Source organism: Nostoc sp. (genome assembly GCF_036917575.1).
GTDB lineage: Bacteria > Cyanobacteriota > Cyanobacteriia > Cyanobacteriales > Nostocaceae > Nostoc.
The window spans coordinates 1-24,538 of the sequence record NZ_JBALDC010000079.1 but is presented as its reverse complement, the minus strand read 5'-3'; the positions used below and the strand labels follow the sequence as shown (position 1 = coordinate 24,538).

Below are 24,538 nucleotides of genomic sequence, written 5' to 3'. Positions count from 1 at the left end.
TTCCTCTGCCATTGGGTAGAATTTAAGAATAGATTAAGAATTACTAGAAAGACATAGATAGTTTCTGCCTAAAGGTAGAAAATTGGCTAATTTTGCCGAAATTACGGCCCAGGTTACCCGTGTATGAATTGGTAATAATGTTAAGATGACTACTGATTCTCAGTTTTACGACCGTTCTCCTTTGCAACTTCCTCAAGATTTGTCAGATGGAATGGCCAAGCATACCAATGAATCAACGGGTCTTATGGATATGGTGAAGCGCGATCGCTTCGAATTATTAAGTGCTTACCTGGATGGTGAAGTCACAGCCGCCGAACGCAGGCAAGTAGAAGAATGGCTGGCAAATGATATTTCAGTTCAGTGTCTGTATGCTCGACTGTTAAAGCTGCGCCAGGGCTTGCGGACGCTTCCAGTGCCAGCAGCCCAACAGTCGCCAGAAGAAACAGTTCAGCAAGTATTGACACGTTTGCGCCATCGCTCCCGTTTTAACTGGATGTTAGGAGGTGCATCCGTTGCAGCTTGTGTAATTGGTGCAGTATCTGGCTTAGTAGGTGGTAGTTCGATGGTGCCGCAACTGGCACAACGAGCACAAAGAGAACCTATACAAACGTCCTCAGCGTCTATAGTTCCCCCTTCGCCGCTGATGGTAGGACTAAATAACCCAGTAATTGAAATTCCAAAAGCAGCAGTAGCTTCTCCAGAAAATTCAATTTATCAGGTACAGCCGCAACGACACGACCCCAAACAGGACATAAACTAATCGCAAAGTTAACAATTTAAAGATCATAACTGTACCTTGGGGTTAAACCACAGTCGCTCCACCAGCCCCCAGGCTGGAGGAATCCTCCTAACAGATCGACTTTCTCTAAAGTCATTAAATAAACCCAAGCTCAACCCAAAGAGAGCGACTGTGGCTCATATACCTCGATAATTTGTGTATTATAGAGATTTTCTGACGTTTGTCTATTGGGCTGGTAATCTTCCAGCACATCTAGCTCATTTAAAATCTTTAGGTTGGAAAAAGAGAATAAATATCTGTAAACTTGGCTATTCCCTAAAGTCATCGCTGGGTAGCCCATTGGCAGAGCAAATAATTTGCCTTGTACAAAGGCTGTTTTGACATCAACTACTTTGCCACTACAGTATCTTTTATAGTTAGCTTCACCTGGCTTAAGCGTGCTGTAGACAAAAACCCGTACTAAATCAGAAAATTTTATATTTAATTGAGTCATCGCCTATTTTAACCATCTAAATTTCTTTTCCTGGCAGAACTTGTTTCTATATCTCTTCCTTCATTTCCTTTGTAACTTTAAAAATGGTATTCGCTCTAATAGTTAAGTGATTAAGTGCTACTTTCCTTTTTTATCATCCAGTGCTTTCTGAATCCTTTCTCTACAGAATTCAGCAGGATCATCTTGTACCTTCACCTCTTGCTTCATCTTTTCAGTAGCACGGAAACTAATAGTAGTCGTTAATGGTTTCTCTGTGTCTGTGATGAAATTGTTTAAATTTTCTAGACTACCCTTAGGATTAGGCATTCCGTGCAAACAAGCAATTAGAGTTTTAAGTCGGTGATGTTCTCACCTGACAAATGGTTCACTACCGATACCACTTTTGAGAAATGGTAAATCTATGTTTACACGTTCAGAACTCGAAATAAAAACTGTTCCTGAATTACAGGATTGATGCCGTCGATACGGTATTCGCCCTACAGGAAGCATAGGTGTCAACTTAAGCTAAAACTCCTTTTCAAACCTCATTTCCAGCCTCTGGCTGGAAATGCTTGTCATTGCAGCTCTGCCGCGAGTAAGGGAGGCTCACCTCCCGTTAAGCATTCCCAATTAGAGACTGGGAACCAGACAACAATACAATCTCTCAAAGCTGTGTCTAGACTGGTTTTTACATAAAGTTGACACCACTGGTCAGTAATCCACACTTGCAGCATTCTTAACGCACTCCTCAGTAATGGAGGGTTTTTTATAAAACTTCCCCATAGGTAAATAAATAAAGACTCTCCCTGATAGCCTAAGAACTTTAGCAATATAAGATAGATAAGAATAGAAAATACTGGAGATTTATAAATTTATTTTATAATTTAATTTTCAAAATTACTAAACATAAAAATTACTTAATAGTTAGTATGTACTAAATATAGCTAAATACTTAGGATTAGCACAAATAAAGCGTAATAGGCATGAAACCATTGGAAATACCAAATTCAGTTGATTCTCGATACAATCCCGCAGCAATTGAAGAAAAATGGCAAAAAACATGGGCAGAACTTGGCTTAGATCGAACACCTACAGTTAGCAATAAGCCAAAATTCTACGCTCTTTCCATGTTCCCTTATCCATCGGGCAGCCTGCACATGGGTCACGTCCGTAATTATACCATTACTGACGTAATTGCCCGCCTCAAGCGAATGCAAGGGTATCGGGTAATACACCCAATGGGTTGGGATGCCTTTGGCTTGCCAGCAGAAAACGCTGCCATTGACCGTGGTGTACCACCAGCAAAGTGGACTTATCAGAATATGGCTCAGATGCGGCAACAATTGCAGCGTCTTGGTTTATCCATTGATTGGGAATGCGAACTTGCTACCTGTTCACCAGATTATTACAAGTGGACACAATGGATTTTCTTGCAGTTTTTGCAAGCTGGGTTAGCTTATCAAAAAGAAGCAGCAGTAAACTGGGACCCTATCGATAAAACTGTACTTGCAAATGAGCAAGTTGATAACGAAGGACGTTCTTGGCGGAGTGGGGCAATAGTTGAACGCAAATTATTACGCCAGTGGTTTTTCAAGATTACCGACTATGCCGAAGAATTGCTCAATGACTTGCATAAATTGACAGGTTGGCCGGAACGCGTCAAATCTATGCAGGCAAACTGGATTGGCAAATCTACAGGCGCTTACTTAGAATTTCCCATTTTTGGGATAGATGAAAAAATCGGAGTGTACACCACACGCCCAGATACAGTTTATGGTGTTAGCTACCTAGTGTTAGCACCAGAACATCCCTTAACAAAACGCGTCACTACAAAAGAACAACAAGCAGCGGTAGAAGCCTTTATTAAAGAAGTCTCCCATCAAAGTGAGTTGGAACGTACCTCTGAAGATAAACCGAAGCGGGGTATCCCCACAGGTGGTAAGGCAATTAATCCATTTACAGGGGAAGAAGTGCCGATTTGGATTGCTGACTATGTACTGTATGAGTATGGTACTGGAGCAGTTATGGGTGTACCAGCACATGATGTCCGGGATTTTAAGTTTGCTAAAAATTACGATTTGCCAGTTGATTTTGTCATCGTTTCCCCGGATGATGTTGCAGGTTTTGACTTAACCCCAACATCAGAGATTGATGAAGTTACACAACTCATTCAAATAGAATACAACAAGGCATACACTGAACCAGGGATTTTAATTAATTCTGGGGCTTTTACTGGTATGACTTCCACAGATGCTAAACAAGCAATCATTGAATACGCCCAACAACAAGATTTTGGTAAAGTACGGGTGCAATATCGCTTGCGGGATTGGTTGATTTCGCGGCAGCGTTACTGGGGTGCACCGATACCTGTAATTCACTGTCCCAATTGTGGGATAGTACCAGTTCCTGACAAAGATTTGCCAGTACAGTTGCCAGAAGAGGTGGAATTTACTGGACGTGGCGGTTCACCTTTGAGTCAGTTAGAAAGCTGGGTAAATGTACCTTGTCCGACTTGTGGTACTCCAGCGAAACGGGAAACTGACACGATGGATACTTTTATTGATTCCTCGTGGTATTTCTTGCGCTTCCCTGACGCTAAAAATGAACAACAGGTTTTTGATTCTAGTAAAATAAACGACTGGATGCCAGTCGATCAGTATGTGGGTGGGATTGAACACGCGATTTTACATTTGTTGTATTCGCGGTTCTTTACCAAGGTTCTGCGGGACAGAGGCTTGTTAAATTTTGACGAACCTTTCCAACGCCTGTTAACTCAGGGTATGGTGCAGGGTTTAACTTACTTAAATCCTAATAAGGGTGGTAAAGATAAATGGATTCCTTCTAATCTGGTAAATTCAGCCAACCCGCACGATCCCCAAACAGGTGAACCATTGCAACGTCTTTACGCCACTATGTCTAAATCAAAGGGCAACGGTGTAGCACCAGAAGATGTAATTTCTAAATACGGTGTAGATACAGCGCGGATGTTCATCTTGTTCAAAGCGCCTCCAGAAAAAGATTTGGAATGGGATGAAGCCGATGTAGAAGGACAATTCCGCTTTTTAAATCGGGTTTGGCGTTTGGTGACGGATTATGTTGCTACTGGGGTATTCCGTAAGAAAGCCCAATCTGATTTAACTAAGATAGAAAAGGAATTGCGGCGCGTGATTCACACGGCTATTCAAGCGGTGACAGAAGACGTAGAAGACGAATATCAATTCAACACAGCTATTTCAGAATTGATGAAGTTGAGTAATGCCCTAACTGATACTGACGGAAAAAATTCACCAATTTACGCAGAAGGTGTTCAGACTTTGGTGGTATTGCTAGCACCTTTTGCACCACATATTGCTGATGAATTGTGGCATTTATTGGGTGAAAGTGATTCAGTTCATACTCAAACTTGGCCATCTTTTGATCCTGCTGCTTTGGTAGCTGATGTAATCACTTTAGTGATTCAAATTATGGGTAAAACTCGTGGCTCGATTCAAGTTCCAGCACAAGCAGATAAAGCAGCGTTGGAAAAATATGCCCGTGAATCAGAAATTGCCCAGCGTTACATCGAAGGTAAAGAGATTAAAAAAGTAATTGTAGTGCCTGGAAAGTTGGTGAATTTTGTAGTTAGCTAAGTACAGCTTTGCATAAAATATAAAATCGTGGCGAATTGAGGGTTTAAATTTAAACGCAGATGCACTTCACCTTCCTGCAAGGTAGAGGCGCAGAGGTACGCAAAAAATTCGCTAGAATTATCGTGATTCTAACTACTTCGGTATTATTATTTGCACCAACAATCGTAATTGATAACAATTTGCAGCACAAGTAGATAATGCTGTAACAGCAGAAGAATCGTTGCAAGGAAAACTAATTCATGTGGTACATCTAGTCACTTAAAAAGGTTTTGATGGAACGCCAAATGCTAAAGTCATCAAGTATATGTTGCAACAGCTATTTTGTCAGTACTTAACTCTTGCATCTATGTATACTTAAAACATTAGCTTAACCGTGTAGAGAGTTGGATTGTTTTCTTTATACACAAAAAAGCGCTTGAGAGTTTTGCTCACTCAAGCGCTTTTCTGTAAAAGCTTATACCAACTCACTGGTTTGATGCAACATTTGAAATCTGCAACACTTCCTAAGGAGGAAGTATTACTGGGATAACTTGTGACAAACATGTGGTGAAATGGTATCACTCCTTGCACTAATTAAGAATATCTCTTTTGCAACAATAGCTGGGATCTAGTGAGTGACAGTTTATGAACTGAACACTAGTTAAAAACGGCTCACCATGAATAGTAACTAAGAATACTAAGCGCGATCATAGCAATTTTGTAAGTATATCCCTCTTCTGTCACTTTCCGGAATAACCCTCTTCTGTCACTCTCCGGCGTTAGTAAGTAGTAAATAAGTGAAATTATCCAGAAGCATAACAGGGTTTAAATTGATTCATTTCACTAATTAATTGATTGAATCCCAGCAATAAATTAGAATTGGGGAAAATATATATTCAGGGATAAATCAACCAAAATAGTAAGAGTGGTTGGGCAATGAGACGCAGATTGTTGAAAGTATTCTTCCATCCGCATTCATGGTTCCATTGTTGATGATTATAAAAATCAACATCACTATTTTCTTGTACCTCAGTTTCAATTTTATGAGATTTATTTAAGCCTAACAAGGGTGGAGAATTTAAACTAATCATTGTGTAAACACAAAAAATAATTTCCCACTATCTCTCAATATGTTGAAAATTGGTGAAACGATAATCTGTCTAACCTAGTTCCTGTTTACACTGTCGAAAACCATATTCTACCCAGGTTCTTAATCCATATAAATATCCTAAAATTTTATTAAGATTACCTTGAAGATTTGTCATCACAAAAGAAGTAGAATTCTCTGGTATGATTTCTAAGCCAGTAGTTATTTCTCAGTAAGTTATGGCTCTTTTTTTACCATAAATTATTTCTCTAATGTATCTAGTTTCTGATTTTTTATTGTTAAATGTTCTGTTAAATTTACACCACTTATTCGCCCTAACGCTCTGTCCTGCTGGAAGCCAGACTCCATGATTACTTCTTATTGCTACAGCATAATCTAATTTATATTCAGTTAGTTTTCTACTAAAATGACTACTTTCACCATATAAACTATCTACTACTAATTTAATATTAAAGCCTGATTCAATTAATTCAGTAATAATTTCTGATGCCAACTCTATTTTAGTTTTATATTTATCCTCTGCTTTTAGTGTCCCTTTCGGTTTGAATACTTTTACAGTTAAAGGAAATGTTATATTCGAGTAAACTCCATAGGCATTGACTGAAACTATCCCATTATCCACTTTTCCCACACTTCCTAGATATTGTCTTGCTACATAATCAGTCTTTTTACCTTTTTTTCTATCTCTTGTTTCATCTACTACTACTGTAATTGCATTTGCATCTAGTACTTTTTTGAGTTTATTTAATCTTCGTTGTTTTAATTTATCTAATGACCAATCTGAATTAGCTAGAAAATAATGTAATGATTGTGCAGAGTTTATACTTACAATTTTCGCTATCTCTGGCAATTATTTTCTTTTAATTTGTGACATAATTACCAGATGTAAATATTTTAAGCATTCATAATTTCTTACTTCTTTAAACAGGTCTTTATACTCTGCACAATATTCATCTATGGTAGCAACTGTTGGGTGAGCATCTCTTGCCAAATGTTTCAAGATTTGTAATTCTACATCCATTGTCCTACTTACCTTTCAGGGTTTTATTTTTTTATTCTTTTATTCAGAATACCCGGAAAGTGACAGAAGAGGGATATAAATACTGAATCAGTTTAAAGTTTTAAATATTGCTTATCTGACAAACGTTTATCGAACAGTAGTGTTTAATAACTTTCAGTAGGTCGTCGATGATAGCATAGATCGCAATTGTTTCATTTAACATATACCCCTCCAAATTTTCTGACTGGAGGGGATTTTATTGCTTAAGTGGTCACCTGCGCTAGCCGAGCTTACCGTAGGTATCGCACTCCTGCATAACTAGCAACATGGGTTATTAGGGTAGTATGTTTACCGCTAGTATGTAAAAGTACAGTTAATTGATGTAAATCAAACATGCGTTATGGTTTAACAATTTTTATCTTGTGTAATGACTGTGTAAATTATCACAAAACATCAAAAAGTGTCAAAATTTATTTTGTAATATAATATTATATATTTTTATTAAATACAATTTATGCCTTATCGGAGAAATTTTTTAAGAAGAGCAGGATATACAACCCTTTCTGCCTTATTAACTATGGGTTTTTTACAAAAGGATAACCAAAAAGAAAATCAAGGCACGAATGTTATTGCAGGAAATTATACAAGTAAAAATTTAAATTATTCTCTTCGGCAATTAGCTGCTGCTAAAGGAAAGCATTATGGCGCAGCAATTTCTAATGAATTTTTGCAAACAGAGAAAGATTACGCTAACTTAATGGCTCATGAATGTTCCATTGTGACACCGAATGGTGAATTAAAATGGAACGCTACTGAACCACAGCCAGGATTATTTACCTTTGAATCAGCAGATGCGATCGCCACTTTCTGCTTAAAACATAAGATAGAATTGCACGGACATACCCTTTTCTGGCACATGGGAAAACCAGACTGGGTTCCTTACCCCCCTACACTTAAGATGATCGAACGCCATGTTAAAGGAGTTATGGGGCATTATCGTAATAGTCCCGTTTTAAAGTCTTGGGATGTCGCCAATGAAATTATCGCTGATAGTGAAAATGAAACTGATAATCCTACCTACGGTTTGCGTAAAGGGGTAAAACCAGAATTGATTCGAGACTTGTTTTTAATTGCCGCTTCAGTTGATAGCAGCAAGAAATTTTACATAAACGATTTTGGCATCGAAGGTAATACATGGAAATCAGAACGTTTCTTAAAAATGGTTGAATATCTAAAGAATAGTGGTGTTAAAATAGACGGGGCAGGTATCCAATCACATCTATGGTTTTCTACTGCATATTCTTTTGACGATAAAGGATTTAATTCCGTCTTAAAACGGCTTAACGATCTTGAAGTGAAACCAATAATCACGGAATTAGATATTATCATTGATACCCCACTACCCGATAATATCAAAAGCCTAGACCAAATGGTAGCTGATAGTTACAAGCGATATCTTGATCTATGCTTTGCAGCTAAAGTCAATACTGTGATTACATGGGGACTTACTGACCGTCATACCTGGATACGTCATCCCGAATGGATGCCAAGAAAAACCTTTAGAAACAATCCAAGTCTATGGAAATTTCTGCGTCCGCTTCCCTTCGATGAGAATCTGCAATCTAAACCAGCCCGGAATGCTATAGCCCAGGCTTTTCAGGAATCAACTTAATACTACACCCGACCGTAAATATAGCATTTCCTCAGCAACTGAGGTACATCCAAATCTTTTTTACCAAGCTTATTAGCTTTGAAAATGTACCTCATTCTGCTGGAAGCTGCTATGGTACTTTTAAGAGGATGTCTGAGAAGTTTTATATAGGTGATCTTAATCACGCAAGTTGCTTGAGCATTAATCGAATCATCGCAACATAAATAAATGCTTCAGTCATCTAAGGTAAAATTTCGTAATCTTTGCTCAATCGTCGACACCAGTTAAACTTACCCTATGTTCACTCAACTAACCAGCGTTTAGGAAGTACAACAAAACCTTTGTGTTACTGATGGCGGGTAACGACACTCAAAATCCATCGGTGTTATAAAGTCAGATTACGCAGGTTAGATAAACTTATAGCTCTCGTAACGCGGTCATACTTAGAGGCTATTTATAAAGTAAATCTAAAGGTGAGTATAAAAGAGCGCTTGCAACGATAAGATACCTTGTGTATAGTGTATTTACATAGTTATTTAGGAGACGAAAGTCTTATCCCACCGACTTAAATGATATGGAGTGGGAAATCCTTAGTCCTATAATTCCACCAGCTAAGTTAGGCGGACATCCTCGCACAACTGATATGCGAGCAGTATGCAATGCAATTTACTATCACTTAAAAACGGGGTGTCAATGGGATATGCTTCCACGAGACTTTCCACCAAGCTCAACAGTATACAGCTACTACAGGAAATGGCAGGGTAGAGGAATCTGGGAAGAATTAAACCACACACTGCGTGACCAAGTTCGGGAAAAACTAGGCAGATCAACACAACCAAGTGCGTTAGCAAAGCTCGCTGTAGGCATCGCAGCAGACAGCCAGTCGGTAAAAACGACTGAAATAAAGGGAGCCAGTGCCTTGGGCGGCTCTGCCGACTTGAAGCAACTGGCGGGGGAGGTATACGGCTTTGATGGTGGCAAGTTAATTAAAGGAAGAAAGCGCCAAACCATAGTCGATAGCTTCGGATTGCTGCTTAAAGTTGTAGTCAGTGAAGGAAATGCCGGGGAAAGAGTACTTGCAGCCTATGCTTTGATGGAACTATTGGAGGAACGTCCAGAATTATTAGAAAAAGTTGAAGTCATCTGGGTTGACTCAGGCTATAAGGGTGATAAGTTTGCCCTAGCTATCTGGCTAATGATTCAAGCTCATGTTGAAGTCATACGCCCTACAGAAAAAGAATTTGAGATTTTACCCAAGCGTTGGGTAGTAGAAAGAACTTTTAGTCGGTTTAACCATTACCGTCGTCTCAGTAAGGATTACGAACGTCTTCCAGAAATGAGTGAAGCTACTATATATGCTGTTATGACTCGTATCATACTGCGCCGTCTTGTGCTCTAAAGATTTACTTTATAAATGGTCTCTTAAGTATTTGTTCTATTGACAGGATACAGTTACGTGAGCTTTCTTACTTCTCAGACATCCTCTTAATATTATTTTAAGCAGAATATATGGAGGCATTTTTCGCTATTCACGATTATGAAAGTTGAATAAGACTTACTGACTAATTAATCATTAAACCTTAGTACAACATTTCATAAATTCGTGACAAATTTAGCAATCTACTGGTAAGGCTTTGAAAAGCTCCATAACGCTACGAACTTGTGAAATTTCGTACTTAGAAAGACCAGCAGGTTATTTTTTTTTCGTTGACTTGAGATACTCCAAATTTCTCGTAAAAATAATGTGCCAACAAACCAAGGTTCAAGTAAGTAACGTCTCCAAAGCCTTTTTGGTTCAGATGACAAGCGATACAACCATTCTAACCCCATCTTTCCCATCCAGCGAGGAGGAGTAGGTATTGCTCCTGCTATATAATCCATACAGGCTCCACTAGTCAAAATAGTGTTGGTATAAACATGTTCAAGATTTTCGTAAATCCAATACTCTTGGCGTGGCATACCCATTCCCACCATTAATATATGGGGTTTGTAAGCATTAATTGCAGCTACAGTGGCGAGATTTTCTTGACTATCTTTATCTATATCAATATAGCCATGAGTGCAAGCAATCTGTAAACCAGGAAATTTTTGGCATAAAATATTTGCTGCTTTTTCAGCAACTCCTGGTTTTGAACCTAAATAAAATACACGCCAGCCTTTAGTAGCAGCTTCTGCCATTAGAGGCCATACCCAGTCAGCATAGGTTACTCTTTGTTCGCGTTTAATTGGAAAACCCAATAGTTTTCCAATAAACACTAAAGGCATACTATCAATATGGGTATATTTTGCCTTGGAGTAAAAAGCTTGCATTTTTGGATCGTTATGGAAGAGATAAAGACTATGTAAGTTGTGATTAGCAATAATCCATTTTTCATCCCGATCAATAGATTCTTCAATCAATAAATTTAATTCAAAGATAGATAGTGCATCCACTTGAGCACCAATAATTTTATAAGAAAATCGCTTTTTCATGCTTTGTTTTTTTTTGATAAATATAAGATGTTATTTCAATTTGAAAATGAATATTGTAAAATTAATTAGCAATATTTTGATATTGAAATCACCAAAAAATTTAATTTCCTAAACTCTATATTTAAAAATTATTATTTAAATATAATAACTAAGAAGCACTTATTTTTATAAGAATTTCTGCAATATTATGTGCTTTTGCTTTCCAGGAATATTTTTCTGTAATTAAAGTATATGCTGTATCTACAAGTGATTGATATTGATCAATATTTGAAGCAGCATCTAGTATTGTGTTAGCAACTTCTTCACTAGAGTATCCTGTTACTAACAGATGTTCTAAATGATGAAATTCTTCTAAACCTCGTAAACCTTCTGGTGTTGATATAACTAATTTTCTGCTAGCGAAATAATCTAATGCTTTATTACGAGCACCACCTGCTACTGCTTGCTTTGAAAATGGTAACAAAGCAATATCTGCATATTTAAGATGGGCGACAAAATCTTCTCTTTTAGGTAAAAATCCTAAAAAAGAAATATTAGAGGGTATTGGATCTGAAATATCACTATTATCTCTACCAATAACAACAAAATGTAATTTTTCTTGATGACTTTCAAGGGATTTAGCAATTTCAATAGCCATTGATACAGACATATCATTAGTTGGAAATTGAAATGTTTTGGGAGCAATAATAACCACTATTTTAGCTGGTCTGAATGCTTGATAGGGGTCTTTATCTGGAAAAACTTCGGTATTGAGTAAATCTTCAGTTACTCCATTCCCGATAGAATAAACTTGCTGTGGAGTTTTTCCATACCATTGGGAAATTAGTTTAGGAATTGATTCACCTGCTGCAATAATTGGACTACCAGAGAATATTAAAATTCCCTGAGCAATATATGTCTTTATACATTGTGCAAACTCTTTGAAAGGATTAGCAACTGAAAACAATCGCATCCAATATTCATAAGGTGAAAATGTATGAAAATCTAAGACAAGAGAGGAACTACTTTGTTTTTTAAGCTTTAGTGAAACTAAAGCAGCCAATCCAGGTAGTGTTTCTTGAGCATACACAATGTCTGGACGAAACTCGTCAATGCACTTTTCTATGGATTGGATATATGACTTAAAGCTTCTCGAACCAACAGAAAAAGAAGGTGCATAACTAATAGATGAACAATCTAGACCTAGCTGAAAAACATCAAAATGTTGAGTAAGATATTGTCCTAAATAAAAAGGTCTAGTAAATGCACCAAACGGCTGACTAGAATCGAGGGTTGAGACAATTAATAAGCGTTTACCCATAAAATAATTATTGATTATTAGTTTATAGTTTGCAAAAATGTTTGTCAAATTATTAAGATAGTTATAACTGATAGAAATATCATTCAATAATAACTATTATGCAAGTATTAAATTTTTGAGCTTGTTTGATTAACATCCTCAAAAAATGTGGGAGAAGTTGCCAAATCTTTGTAACCAATAATTGCTCTGATATAAGGTAATAACCAGTAAAATATCCAGAATGGTCCAGAGTGTCTACTACAAAATATAGTCCATGGTTTCAATGGAAATCCTTTAATTTGTAGTACTTTTTTTAAGCGTTCTAATAGATTTAAATTGGTATCTGCCCAACTATTATGAATAGAATTTTTACTACAAGTACCAATATAGCCTGGAGCTACCCATATTTTACAACCTAATTTACGCGCTCTTAAAGCATAATCTAAATCTCCTAAACTATGAACAAAGGCTGTATCAATATTGCCAACTTTAGCGACAACACTTTTAGGAATTAGCACACAGTTACCATACATAGCATCACATTTTTGGATAACATAACTTGGTTCCAAAAACTCAAATTTATTAGAATACCACTTTTTAGATTTTATTGCTCCCCCATAGGTTGCTTTCCCAGTAATTGAGTCTTTCGTTGAACCAACTACAATTGAGTCTGGATAACCAAGTTTCGTCAAATTTTGATAAACCTGTAATAGTTTACTTACAGCATTGGCTTCTATAAATGTGTCATCATTCAACCATAGATAATAATCATATTGATGTTTGATTGCCTCACTAAAAGCGAGATGCATTCCTCCAACCCAAAATAAATTGCCATTACCCTGAAGAATTTGTACTTCTGGATATTTTGCTTTAATAACCTCTGTAGTACCATCAGAACTTCCATCATCAGTTAAATAAATATCACAATGATTTTTTTGCTGATATAAAGCATCTAAACAGGCAAGTGTTGTATTCTGTCTGTTATAACATGTCATAATTACAGCTAAATTTGCTTTATTCATTTCATTTACCTCATTTAATATGTATAAAAACGATTAACTCAAAAAATAAAAATATATGCAAATTTGATAGATTAATTTAATAACTCCAATCATTAAATTTCTACTTTCAATCTAGCTTTATATTATTTTAAAATCTCACTCGTTTTTCTATCCAATTACTGAAATTAATATCTAAATTAAAGTTTTTTAATTTTTGTTCTATTCTTTTGATTCCCAACAGATATCGATGCCAAATTGATACACGAGGCATATTAAGTCTGACAATCACTTCACATAGCCATTGATATTTATCTGAATTGCTATTAAAATTTTTTAATCTTTTTATTTGTCTATTCCAATCATTATAAAAAAATAAGTTGAAATAATGAATGGATATCATATCATCCCAATGTATAATTTGTATTTCTTTTGATAATCGGTTATGTAAAGGTAATGGATAACTATAATTAACAGGAAAATGCTCAACGTTTTCTTCCAATGCACATAAAGTTACAGATAAAACAGATTGCTCAACAAAATAAATACCTTGGGGAGGAGTAATATCTAAGTGCATTACTTTTTCAAAGTTCTCTTTCCAAGTTGTAAATATACGTGCACTCCTTCTTACAGCAACCAAACCAGAATTCCAGTAGGCTCTAATTCTTTTATTACCAATTGGTGTATCAACAAATACCTCACGCTTTACTCCCAGTACTTCATATAGTTTTTGCCAATACCATTCTTGAGGATCTTGCAGACCTGTAGAACCAATTCCTTGACCATACTCAGGACGCATCCGTATGTTACAATCTACTGGCAATAAAAATTCTTGTGGTTCAGAAAAAAAGCATTTGTCACTATCTAAAAAAACCAATATTTCTGCATCAATATTTTGTTCTGCATATGCACAGACTAAGGGTTTATTGGCTAAATAATATTCATGAAATTCTCGATTTATTGGAATTTGTTGATGAATTACCTGCAATGCTTCAAACATTTGTTGAGTTTGCTTTGAAATCGGTTCACCTACTCTAGGGTGAAAACTATATATAGGTGTATTTTTCAATTTGCCGCAGAATTTACGAATACTTTCTGCAAGCATCAAAGATTGACCTTCTAAACGACCAGGTTCTGTACAAATTATAAAAGCAATAGGTATTGACATATTATGAAGTATTGATTTTCTAAGTTAATTACTCAATGAAGATTTATTTATTATTATCAACATTTCCTGAAACAAGGCTGAATAACGACGTGCTTGAAGTTCTAAAGTGAATTCTTGCTTAGCTTTATCGCGAGCATAAAATGACAGTTTTTGTAACCTCTGTTCATTTTCAAGAACCCAGCTAATTCCTTTGCCAAAATCTTCAACTTCATAAGGTTTAGCCAAATAGCCGTTCTGCTGATGATCAACAATATCTTTTAAGCCAGTAGAATTAAACGCTACAACTGGAGTACCACAAGCGAATGATTCCGAAGCTGTCTGTCCAAAAGATTCTTGAAGAGACGGTATAAGCATTACGTCAGCTGCTGAGTAAACAGTTGCTAAAGATATAGAATCATGTAAGTGTCCCAAATAGTGGCTTTTAAAACCTAAATCAGGTGGGTTTTCAGGTTGAGATGCTCCAAAAATCACAACTTCCAAGTCATCCTTCCAGCCAGATTTACTTAATTCTTGTAAAGCTGGTTGCAACAAATGAAATCCTTTATTTCTATCACTTGTTGCTTCTATTGCTCCAAACAGTATCAGCTTTTTATTTTGAGGTAGATTGAGTGCCTCTCGTGCAAAATATTGATTAATCGGTCGATATTTTTGAGTATCTAGTCCGTGGGGAATTACCTCAATTGGCAAATTCTGGAATAAAGAACTGGAACGAGCGCAGTCTGCTAACCATGAACTTGGTGAAACCAGAGTTAAATTTAAATTTTTCCAAGCTTTTACTTTGCGCTGCCATACCCAACGGGATAAATCCCATTCATTATCACTATTGAGTTGAGGACAAGCTCCGCAGAATACTTTGTAGCGATCGCATTCTCCAGTAACGTGACACCCTCCGGTAAACCCCCACATATCATGGAGAGTCCAAACTAGCGGACGCTTCAGTTTAGCAAAGGTTTCTATTTGCATAAAACCTCCGCTAATCCAATGCAAATTGATTATATCTGGATTAATCTGAGCAACTTTATGAATAACTCTATCTGGCAACCATTGAGTGAAAAATGGAGTATTTTTTTTGTGACGATAAAGCTTTAGTGGCAAACTTTCAACTGTCAACTTTGCCTTAGTAATGCCTTGAAACAATCTAATTTCCGGTGCAATTACTGTTTTATCATTACTATATTTTTCCTGAACTAACATTTGTGATTGTAGTCCTATATTCTGTAAACCTGTATGTAACCTATATGCAGCCCTTGCTGCACCGCCATTAATATCATGGGTACTAATATGTAAAATTTTCATTTTTATTCATTTAATAATTACTAAAACTATTTTTGACTATCATAATAAGTAATTAGCTAAAATATTATTACGATTTCGTTGATATTCAATAGTCAAAGATAATGACGTAGTAACATACATTAACCAATTCCAGCTAGGAGTTAATAATCTGGCTTCTGAAAAGTTAACTATGACTATGATAAGTAGCATCTGCATTGGCCAATAATCTTCCGGTTTTTTAGCGACAGAAATAATTCGAGTCAATGCCATTACAAAAAACCGGACAAAACCTGCTATAAAAGTCAAAAAACCTAAGAATCCCAATTCTAACAATAATTCCAAAAAACCATTGTGGGCATTACTTGCCCAATCATAAGTAGCTCTTAATTTAGATGCAGCATTACTAGTCCAAAATCCCGAAAATCCATAACCTAACCAAGGTCTTTCCAAAATTTTGGAAATCACTAGCTCCCAAAGGTCAGAGCGTCCATTGAAGGTAAGGTCTTTACCAGAAGTACCAACTACAGTTTCAGCATTATTGAGAAGTAATATTGAAGAAATTATCAAGAACATCAAAGTTGAAGTAATCATAATAACTTGTAATTTATAATTAGTTTTTCTCAAAGATTTGTAAAAAGGTAAAAGTAATATCATTGTCAACAAAATTGTTAAAGATGTTGTTGAACGTGAAAGGATAATTAAACATATAGAGATTCCACATAAGATCCACATAAACCAGCGATATCGATGGCCACTAAGAGCAAGGTGCAAAAAAACTCCTGCACTCCAAGCCATCATGTAACCTAATTCATTTTTATGACCATAAATTCCACTCCACATACCTAGTAATTCAGGTGATTCGTGAATATAACCTGGTACGAATGCAGAAAATAGCATAGATAATGATGCCGCTACACCGAGTGCCCAAGCTATCAGCTTGATTTGTTCTTTAAGCGGATAACGCATTGCTAAATAGATGGCAAGAAAATATATTCTGATTAGACCTCTTAGATAAGTAAGACTAGAACTTAGGTCTTCTGACCATAAAAGAGAAAATATAACTATTGCTAGTAAAAAAAACTGTAATGGACTGCTAATGATTATATAAATAAAACCTTTCCAGTATAAAATTAGGAAATAAAATAAGATTAAGTATGAAATTATATTAAATAAAGTATCTAACTTATCACCTCCAAGTGTAGATATGGAAACTTCTTGTGCAGGGTGTATTGTTAATGCACCTACGGCAATCAGTAATAGTAAGATAGTTAATATTTTTTCTGATAATTTTACTTTCATTTTTGAGAGTTAATTTTTTTAGTTTTTTATCGTTGAGTTATTCATTTTTTTCTTTATTTCCTCTTTAAAAATATCTAATACAGTTGCTTTGTAAACTGTTTTTTGTATAAAATTATCTGCTTCTATATTTCTGACAATAAATGGTGGATGCCTCAAGGGAAATTCCATTGCCTGCATAGACATATTGATGAAGGAAAATTCTTGATTTGAAGTGAAATGAGTTGCGTCTGCACCAACACCAATATTAGAGATTAAATTGACATTGGGAATAATACTTAAGCTTCCCTGCATCCAACAAGCAAATGTCCATTGATAATCCCAGGTTATACCTGTAGGATTGTCATAAACAGACTGAAATATTCGTTGCCAAGAATTTACCGCTTTTTGGTCTATAAGAATGTCATGTAAAAGATTTTCTGCTAGCACCTCTTTCCAGAGTTTGATAGTTAAATCATAATATTGCCAAGCACGTCTCCAACTTGCCCAACCCCAGCAATGGTTGTAGCGAGAAAAATAGTAACTGTAATTTGTACGTTTTTTTCCAAGTTGAAGATTTTGAGCAGAGATTGTGGCAATTCTGGTGTCATTTCTATATTTTTCCAGCAGTTCTTGACTAAATTTGAAAAAAGTTGGGTGAGGTATACAATCATCTTCTAAAATAATTGTCTCCTCGACATTATTAAATACCCAATCTAAACCGCTTGATACACGTTGTGCACAACCTAAGTTGTCCTCAGAATAATTCTTTACTACTTCACAATCCCAATCAACTTTCTCAATAATTTCCCTTGTCAATTTGCATTTTTCTGCCTCACCGTCGCGGTCAGTGCGAGGTCCATCTGCAATTACGAAAAGTTTTGTTGGCTTGGCTTGGCGAATAGCTTCAAAAACTTTCTCTGTTGTTTGTGGACGTTTAAAAATAATAAAAGTTACGGGTGTTTGCATAAGAATAATAAAAGTTAAATAATAACGATTAATATTTGTAAAAATGAGTAAGCGATCGCACCTGTATTTGAAATATTTTTTGTGTTCTTGAATCAAATGCATTGCATATAAAAGCAGCAGCAGCTTGAGATATTATTGTTGCGATCGCGGCTCCAAGTCCTGCATATTTAGGAATAAGTAATAGATTGAGAATAATGTTTAGTATCGCCCCAAATAAAGTCTTACCTAAAGAAACGTGGTTTAAACCTTCAGCAATAAACCAAGGTGATGTTGCAAGACCCATAAAGACAAACAAAGAAGTCCAAATATGAACTGCTAATATTGCTCCTGCCTCTGCATATCCGCTTCCAAATATTACTATAATTATCTTGTCAGATAAAAAGGACATTGGGAGAGCAATTGCTAGAGATATACATGTCATTAGACTGAGTAATTGTCCTATTCGCTGATAGTAAAGACTTTCTGATTTTTCCTTTGCTGCATAAATTGTCGGAGCAACAGAAGAGACAATAGCCCCTGGAATAAAATACCAAATTTCAGAAATACGCACAGCAGCAGAATAAACTCCAACCTGACTATCTCCGATCATTTGACCTAACATTACTTGATCTATTCTCATAAAAATCATGATGGCGAACCCCGAAAAAATTAGAGGTAAACTCTCTTTCATAAGAGTTTTTGCAGAAGCAAAACTCCAACGCCATAACCACAATGAAGACCCTTTGACTTGGTAAACAATCAGTAAGCCAATTGCACTCATTGCAAATTCTGCTAATGTTATTAAAGCAAAAGCTAGCAATGGTGCTTTTGTTAAAATTAGTGTTATTTTGATAATAGTATTTAGTAAAAACGCCGTATTTTTAGCGATTACAGTATATTTTGACTGCATCTGTGATTGAAACCACAGTTCAATAGTATCAGATGCCCTAAAAACTCCTACTATTCCTAAAATTATAACTAGCCATATCTTTAGTATTTCATGCTCACCCAAGAAAAACATCGTGCTGACTGCCAATAAAACAGAAGCAATTCCACCTAAAAATTTTAGCCAAAAAGTAGTTCCTAAAATTTCCTCTTTGTTTGATGATTGACGAACAAGATGGCGAACTACTACCTCGTCTAATCCAAGAGTAAAAATTGGGCTAAATAAGGCAACGAAAGCTAAAGCATAGTTAAATAGACCATACTGTTGTACTCCTAAATAACGTGCTACCCATACTCCTACAATTAAGCTTGCACCCATACGTAGAATGCGATCAGCAAATAACCAACCTGTATTAGCAATAATTGCATGTAGCCCAGAACGAGATTTAAATTTCGAGAAGTTTTTAATTTTTAATTTACTTAACATTATTTTTATAAATTAATTACATGACATTTTTCATATTTATCAATTTCACTCGTACAAGTTTTTAATTTTCTTAAATATCAAAAAATGTTTATTTATTAGCTTACCTATAAAGGTTTTAATTTACCACTAATCAAAGTTTTTAAAAAATAGCTTAATAATAAAATAATACCTTTGATTTTCCAATAAACACTTTGCTCAAATAAAAATATTATTTTTAAATAAGTAAAAAAGTCTTGATATTTTGGGCATGGTATTGTTTGTAGCTCATTGATAGATGTGAAAGCTAAAAATAATGGATAGTTAAAGTTGTTTGTTTGCATAATATAATTAAATAGAGAATTACGTTTCCAAAATCTTTTATATTCATAGTTTATATCTATATTGAAAGATCTCTTATTATGATACTGATTATTCTCATGTATTCTATACATCACTAAAGGTTTAGACATATAAAACTTTTTCGCTCCCACTAAAGAAGCTCCCCATACCAAACAGTCATCAGCCCTTACACGCCAATCTTCTATATTTGGAATAGGTAAAAATTTTCTGATTATTTCTCTACGTATTGATAATGTTGAAGTTATGGAACCAATCCATTCTCCATTATATAAAGTTCTAATTACTGAATAACCCAAATCTAAATCAATTACATCGTCTTGAAATGTTCCTTGTACTGCTCCAAATTTTTTGTATGCACAAAATATAAAATCACATTCACTGCATCTCTTATAAAAATTTAGGGCATTTTCTAAATACTGAGACTCATAAATATCATCAGCATCTAAAAAAAATATAATATCACCAGTAGCAGCTAAAAATCCTTCATTAAAAGATGATAATTGTCCTTGATTTTTTTCTTTTAAGATAGATTTAACATTAGTTATTTGAGTAAACTTGTTGATAACTTCCGCAGAATTATCTGTGGATGCGTCATCAACAATGATGATTTCATCAAATTTAACTGTCTGATTTAAAGCACTATTAATTGCCTCAAAGAGAAAATCAGCATAATTGTAATTATTAATTAAACAAGAAGTTTTTATTTTAGTTTTATCCATTATTCCTACAGTCAAAAAATTTAGTTTAGATGGTTGTAGTGATGGTATTTTTCACAATTGATAAGAAAACTTAATGCTCTTTGCGAAATTTAGTTAAGCTGCTAGATACCAAATCTTGCTCAATTTGTTGTTTTTTAGTGTCATAAAAATAATTATTAGGTTCATTTTTAGCATTCACACCATTGATAACTATCCCTAATACCTTCTGACCTGACTGAGTTAAAAACTCTTTAGCTGCATTTGCACTGTTCAAGTCAACCACTCCAGGACGAACGACTAATAAGATACCGTCAGTCAAGGTGCTTAAAACAGCAGCATCTGCTATTCCTGACAATGGGGGAGTATCAAAAACGATAAGGTCGTACTCTCTTCCAAAGTTATTAATTAATGTTGCCATGCGTTGAGAATCAAGCATTGCAACTGGATTGGGAGGCAAAACTCCAGAAGTAAGAACTTCCAGATTAGGCATTACTTCTTTAACAACTGTATCTAAAGGAGCTTGATTATTTATAACATTACTTAGTCCCATTGTATTTGTTAGTCCCCAGATATGATGCTGTATGGGATGACGCATATCTGCATCCACCAATAACACTCTACGTCCCGCCTGAGCCATAGTTACAGCTAAATTTGCAGATACGTCAGACTTTCCTTCTTTGGCAACGGAACTTGTAATTACAATGCTTTTGAGCGGTTTATCAGAACAGAGGAACTTCAAATTTACTTGTAGTATTTGATATGCATTACCAGCAGGGAAGTAAGGAATATCTCTACCAATGATTTTGGGAATAGGTCTATCAAGTCCTGCTATAAAAGAATGATCTTTACCATTTCTAGCTTGTGTAGGAATCACTCCTAAAACACTGTATCTCAAGACATCTTTCGCTTCTTTGACAGTTTTCACTGAGCGGTCTATTAAGTCTAAAGTAAAAGCAACAATGATACCTAAGAAGAAACCAACTCCTGCTCCACCAACAATAAACAGCATTTTCCGAGGCCCTTCTGCTTTATCAGGAATTAAAGCATAGGAAATAACACGAGCATTAGGAATTTTTTGGTTTTGTGCAATATCAATCTCTTGGCGTTTCTTTAAGAGTGTTTCGTAAGTCGTTTGAGCTGCTTGCAATTTCCGTTCTAGCTCTCGTTGACTTTGTTCTAACCTTGGCAAATTATTTGCTCGTTTGATGTAGGCATTTTGCTGTTGTTCGAGTGTGGCAATTTGTCTCTCCAAACCAACGCGTTCTGCCTGAGCACGAGTAATATCTGCAATTAGGCTTTGTCGCAGTTGTCCAACCTGTAAACTTCCCTGTGTTATCTGCGCTTTACCCGCTACTTGTCCTGTCCGCTCTTTTAACAAGTTGTTAAGAGCTGCGACTTTTTCTTCTAAGCTAGTAATTGTAGGGTGTTCAGGTGAAAAACGGGTACGCTCTAGTGCAAGTTGGCTTTCTGTTTCTTGAAGTTGGGCTAGCACTTTCTGAACTCCAGGTGCTTGACTCAATTCAGATTCGATTACACCTTGACGTGAATCTACCTGAGCTTCACTGCTTAACTGTTCTAGACGACCCTTGACATCATCTAGTTGAGCTAAAGCTTGAGAAATTTGGTTTCCTAACTTAGAAATTGTATCGACTGCTGCGGTTGCTTCTTGTTCCAAGACAACAACTTTATTCGTTTCTTTAAATAACCGCAGTTTTGATTCGGCTCTTCTGACGACTTCCTCGGCTTTAGGTACTTCTGTTACAAGAACCTGTTTGGCTGTCCGCGCTTCATTCTGATTAGCTTTGATGTTTAAATCGATATAACTGTCAATAACTTTATTGACGATTTTAGCAGCTAGTTCTGAATCGCCACCTTTATAAGAAAGTTGTACAACATCAGTGCCTTTAATTCCTTCTATTTTTAGTTGTTTTGCCAAGTCGGGAATTGAGAGCAGTTTGCCTTGACTGTCTTTAAGGTTGAGGGAATTAATCGTTTTTTCAATTACTGGATTTGATCCAATAACTCTCACTTGAGTTTCTAGGGGATTGTCGTTCACATTTAAAGCTTCTAGGCGTCCTATATCATCTGATAAGCCCGTGAGTGAGGAAGAGCGATTTGTTTTAATCATCAAACTTCCTTCTGCTTTGTATGAAGGTTTTAGTGAAAATGCATACAGGCATCCAAGGCTAACAGATATGGCAAAAATTCCAACTAAAGGTAGCCAACGCCGTTGAATAACTTCTAAGTATTTATGAATATTTACTTCTTCAAAACTTGGTAAAGATTCCATCGTCATAATATTATGTAAAGTTTTATAAAAAACTATTTACTTACAGCCGATTGTTCTCATGATTTTGGACTACAGTGCTACTGTACTCTACTTTGTGATATTAATATTTACGTTAATTGTTAGCTAAGACCTTGTTGCTGAGGTTATTCAATATCTGAAGTTAACTAATAGTTTTGTAACTCACAATTTTAACTTAGACAGATATTCTACTAACAGCAAAAATAGGATAACTCATAGTTTTATTTCTGATTTTGTTACTTTCCATTTTTATGGCTTAATTTTGGTAAACTTCGTTTTGTGTTACTACTAATGCAAGTATCAATCTATAAACTAACAATCACTATCATATTATGTGAGAACACGAGATTCGAGAACTTTATAAAAAATTTATACAAAAGACTAATATATTCGCTATCGGTTTGGTGATTTTAAAACGACGAAAGTAGTTAATTGCTTCAAGGTAAGGAATAGAACAATTGTGCCAGTTTATAAGCAATGGAAGCACTTCAGAGATAAACTTTGTACAGTGAAAAGAGAGACCGATAAAGACTCGATGGATGTTTACTTTAGCTGCTTCTTAAGTTTTAGTAACAATTAATTCTGAGTCTGAAAATAGTCAATTTTAGTAATAATACGGAACTGGTAACCATAAAATTGTGTGATTTGAGTATTGAGTCTGTAATAACTCGCAATCAGTTTAATTTGCCCAGTTTGGTGAAGGATTTTTTTATGTGACTTGAGATATGAAAATTACAACGTGCTTGTCTCTGGGTTTTTTATATGCCAGTATTCTATAATCAAGGCAAAATACCCTTTTCAATATCTAAGTAAGTCGGCGGAAAAATTTATAAGTATGTAACGAAACATTAACCAGAGCTATTGGAGTTAAATTTAACACCTTACGTACTGTAGTTACCTCTTTCTCCTCTAACTTGAACACCATCAATTACGGCATAAGCAAGTTCTAGCTCGTTATCAAACATTTTTCCTACCAGTTCATCGTTTTTAAGGTGTTGCCATTCCAATTCAATTGGGTTCATTTCGGAGCAATATTTGTTTAATAGAGTTTTATCTTGATCGCAAGTCAAAAACACCCTTAAACGAGCGCCCATATTTTAGTCACCTCGGTAAATGCATTTTCCGTATTTACTTATCTTCACATAGTTTGGTTTTTTCGCGCCGAGTTACTTGCTTAGACAAGTAGCTCAAGCTACTTATTCAATGTAGGCAAACATCCGCCATGTTTTACTAGATTTCACTATATTTTTAATGAAGTTCCGCTGTATTTATTAATATCTATGTTAATATAAAATAATTAAGTTAGGCTACTATTTATTATTTCCTGCATCTATGCAATTTAATTATTAAACTGATATTAAATATTAAAAAATTTAATTATGAAATTCTTTTCTATTTTCTTAGTTATTATGATTAGTGCATTTCCTCTCAGTCAGAGTGCATATGCTAACCAAGAGAATGTTCCCATAACAATAGGCGATTACAATCGAGCTGGAGTTTTATTGACAGAACCAGCTACTATTAACACTACATGGATTAATTTTCTCGGACAGACTAATAACCTAAAACAAACTACTGAATCAATTTCGCTAGTGCAGGAGCAAGGATGCTAAAAAATTAACCCGCTTGAGTTCATCAATAACCCAGGCGCTTTTTTTAAGCAATGTCAGGAGGCAACAAAGATTCAAAGTACTGAGCCAATTGAGTATCTCAAGGTTCCTAAACTTAATTCTGGTATAGCCGTCGCCATTTTAGTTAGGATGCTAGGTGAAGGATATGCTCCATAGCCTCTCGCAAAGTTAGAAAACGGTATAGCTGCTTTCGAATC

At 35.5% G+C, this 24,538-nt stretch carries 16 protein-coding genes and 3 pseudogenes; 4 read left to right on the top strand and 15 right to left on the bottom strand.

What is annotated here, in order from left to right:
* The first annotated feature begins 145 nt into the window (after positions 1-145).
* Complete coding sequence (locus V7K79_RS23685) at positions 146-760, top strand: anti-sigma factor family protein (RefSeq protein WP_335051000.1); 615 nt, start codon at positions 146-148, stop codon at positions 758-760.
* A gap of 16 nt (positions 761-776) precedes the next feature.
* Here V7K79_RS23685 and V7K79_RS23680 read toward each other — a convergent pair.
* From V7K79_RS23680 to V7K79_RS23670, 3 genes and pseudogenes are all read right to left on the bottom strand, one after another.
* Positions 777-1,232, bottom strand: a pseudogene (locus tag V7K79_RS23680) (gamma-glutamylcyclotransferase family protein).
* Between the two features lie 117 nt (positions 1,233-1,349).
* Positions 1,350-1,538 (bottom strand): hypothetical protein, encoded by a 189-nt coding sequence (locus V7K79_RS23675; protein WP_335050998.1) that lies wholly within the window; start codon positions 1,536-1,538, stop codon positions 1,350-1,352.
* Positions 1,539-1,786: 248 nt separating this feature from the next.
* The gene (locus V7K79_RS23670; RefSeq protein ID WP_335050996.1) at positions 1,787-1,945 is read right to left on the bottom strand and encodes a hypothetical protein; all 159 of its coding nucleotides are present in this window, start codon (positions 1,943-1,945) and stop codon (positions 1,787-1,789) included.
* Between the two features lie 249 nt (positions 1,946-2,194).
* Here V7K79_RS23670 and leuS point away from each other — a divergent pair, with 249 nt between their 5' ends.
* On the top strand, positions 2,195-4,840 hold the full coding sequence (leuS, locus tag V7K79_RS23665) for a leucine--tRNA ligase (RefSeq protein WP_335050994.1): 2,646 nt from the start codon (positions 2,195-2,197) through the stop codon (positions 4,838-4,840).
* Positions 4,841-5,622: 782 nt separating this feature from the next.
* Here leuS and V7K79_RS23660 read toward each other — a convergent pair.
* Positions 5,623-6,948 (bottom strand): annotated as a pseudogene (locus V7K79_RS23660) (IS701 family transposase).
* A 493-nt stretch (positions 6,949-7,441) separates the two neighbouring features.
* On the opposite strand from V7K79_RS23660, the gene V7K79_RS23655 reads away from it, so the two are divergent.
* Together V7K79_RS23655 and V7K79_RS23650 are read left to right on the top strand one after the other, a co-directional pair.
* The gene (locus tag V7K79_RS23655) at positions 7,442-8,599 is read left to right on the top strand and encodes an endo-1,4-beta-xylanase (protein ID WP_335050992.1); all 1,158 of its coding nucleotides are present in this window, start codon (positions 7,442-7,444) and stop codon (positions 8,597-8,599) included.
* 523 nt (positions 8,600-9,122) lie between these two features.
* A pseudogene (locus V7K79_RS23650) lies at positions 9,123-9,977 on the top strand (IS5 family transposase); the annotation flags it as partial.
* A gap of 221 nt (positions 9,978-10,198) precedes the next feature.
* Here V7K79_RS23650 and V7K79_RS23645 read toward each other — a convergent pair.
* The 11 genes from V7K79_RS23645 to V7K79_RS23595 form a co-directional block, all read right to left on the bottom strand.
* On the bottom strand, positions 10,199-11,050 hold the full coding sequence (locus V7K79_RS23645) for a WecB/TagA/CpsF family glycosyltransferase (RefSeq protein ID WP_335050990.1): 852 nt from the start codon (positions 11,048-11,050) through the stop codon (positions 10,199-10,201).
* Between the two features lie 148 nt (positions 11,051-11,198).
* Positions 11,199-12,350: a glycosyltransferase family 4 protein gene (locus V7K79_RS23640; RefSeq protein ID WP_335050989.1), complete on the bottom strand. Its 1,152-nt coding sequence runs from the start codon at positions 12,348-12,350 to the stop codon at positions 11,199-11,201.
* 107 nt (positions 12,351-12,457) lie between these two features.
* Entirely contained in the window at positions 12,458-13,351 is an 894-nt protein-coding gene (locus V7K79_RS23635; RefSeq protein WP_335050987.1) for a glycosyltransferase family 2 protein, read from the bottom strand.
* Between the two features lie 127 nt (positions 13,352-13,478).
* Positions 13,479-14,495 (bottom strand): hypothetical protein, encoded by a 1,017-nt coding sequence (locus V7K79_RS23630; protein WP_335050985.1) that lies wholly within the window; start codon positions 14,493-14,495, stop codon positions 13,479-13,481.
* Between the two features lie 24 nt (positions 14,496-14,519).
* Positions 14,520-15,791, bottom strand: coding sequence for a glycosyltransferase family 4 protein (locus tag V7K79_RS23625; protein ID WP_335050983.1), 1,272 nt, complete (start codon positions 15,789-15,791; stop codon positions 14,520-14,522).
* A gap of 39 nt (positions 15,792-15,830) precedes the next feature.
* A complete protein-coding gene (locus tag V7K79_RS23620; RefSeq protein WP_335050981.1) occupies positions 15,831-17,069 on the bottom strand; it encodes an O-antigen ligase family protein in 1,239 nt (412 codons plus the stop codon).
* Positions 17,070-17,087: 18 nt separating this feature from the next.
* The gene (locus tag V7K79_RS23615) at positions 17,088-18,014 is read right to left on the bottom strand and encodes a glycosyltransferase family 2 protein (protein WP_335051108.1); all 927 of its coding nucleotides are present in this window, start codon (positions 18,012-18,014) and stop codon (positions 17,088-17,090) included.
* Positions 18,015-18,042: 28 nt separating this feature from the next.
* Entirely contained in the window at positions 18,043-19,365 is a 1,323-nt protein-coding gene (locus V7K79_RS23610) for a flippase (protein WP_335050979.1), read from the bottom strand.
* 104 nt (positions 19,366-19,469) lie between these two features.
* The gene (locus V7K79_RS23605; protein WP_335050977.1) at positions 19,470-20,423 is read right to left on the bottom strand and encodes a glycosyltransferase family 2 protein; all 954 of its coding nucleotides are present in this window, start codon (positions 20,421-20,423) and stop codon (positions 19,470-19,472) included.
* A gap of 70 nt (positions 20,424-20,493) precedes the next feature.
* Positions 20,494-22,698, bottom strand: coding sequence for a GumC family protein (locus V7K79_RS23600; RefSeq protein WP_335050975.1), 2,205 nt, complete (start codon positions 22,696-22,698; stop codon positions 20,494-20,496).
* 893 nt (positions 22,699-23,591) lie between these two features.
* Complete coding sequence (locus V7K79_RS23595) at positions 23,592-23,804, bottom strand: hypothetical protein (RefSeq protein WP_335050973.1); 213 nt, start codon at positions 23,802-23,804, stop codon at positions 23,592-23,594.
* Between the last annotated feature and the right edge of the window lie 734 nt (positions 23,805-24,538).

Bases quoted from the DNA above. Each gene is read 5' to 3' on its own strand.
- V7K79_RS23685 (WP_335051000.1), top strand. From the start codon at position 146: ATGACTACTGATTCTCAGTTTTACGACCGTTCTCCTTTGCAACTTCCT.
- V7K79_RS23675 (WP_335050998.1), bottom strand. From the start codon at position 1,538: ATGCCTAATCCTAAGGGTAGTCTAGAAAATTTAAACAATTTCATCACA.
- V7K79_RS23670 (WP_335050996.1), bottom strand. From the start codon at position 1,945: ATGCTGCAAGTGTGGATTACTGACCAGTGGTGTCAACTTTATGTAAAA.
- leuS (WP_335050994.1), top strand. From the start codon at position 2,195: ATGAAACCATTGGAAATACCAAATTCAGTTGATTCTCGATACAATCCC.
- V7K79_RS23655 (WP_335050992.1), top strand. From the start codon at position 7,442: ATGCCTTATCGGAGAAATTTTTTAAGAAGAGCAGGATATACAACCCTT.
- V7K79_RS23645 (WP_335050990.1), bottom strand. From the start codon at position 11,050: ATGAAAAAGCGATTTTCTTATAAAATTATTGGTGCTCAAGTGGATGCA.
- V7K79_RS23640 (WP_335050989.1), bottom strand. From the start codon at position 12,350: ATGGGTAAACGCTTATTAATTGTCTCAACCCTCGATTCTAGTCAGCCG.
- V7K79_RS23635 (WP_335050987.1), bottom strand. From the start codon at position 13,351: ATGAATAAAGCAAATTTAGCTGTAATTATGACATGTTATAACAGACAG.
- V7K79_RS23630 (WP_335050985.1), bottom strand. From the start codon at position 14,495: ATGTCAATACCTATTGCTTTTATAATTTGTACAGAACCTGGTCGTTTA.
- V7K79_RS23625 (WP_335050983.1), bottom strand. From the start codon at position 15,791: ATGAAAATTTTACATATTAGTACCCATGATATTAATGGCGGTGCAGCA.
- V7K79_RS23620 (WP_335050981.1), bottom strand. From the start codon at position 17,069: ATGAAAGTAAAATTATCAGAAAAAATATTAACTATCTTACTATTACTG.
- V7K79_RS23615 (WP_335051108.1), bottom strand. From the start codon at position 18,014: ATGCAAACACCCGTAACTTTTATTATTTTTAAACGTCCACAAACAACA.
- V7K79_RS23610 (WP_335050979.1), bottom strand. From the start codon at position 19,365: ATGTTAAGTAAATTAAAAATTAAAAACTTCTCGAAATTTAAATCTCGT.
- V7K79_RS23605 (WP_335050977.1), bottom strand. From the start codon at position 20,423: ATGGATAAAACTAAAATAAAAACTTCTTGTTTAATTAATAATTACAAT.
- V7K79_RS23600 (WP_335050975.1), bottom strand. From the start codon at position 22,698: ATGACGATGGAATCTTTACCAAGTTTTGAAGAAGTAAATATTCATAAA.
- V7K79_RS23595 (WP_335050973.1), bottom strand. From the start codon at position 23,804: ATGGGCGCTCGTTTAAGGGTGTTTTTGACTTGCGATCAAGATAAAACT.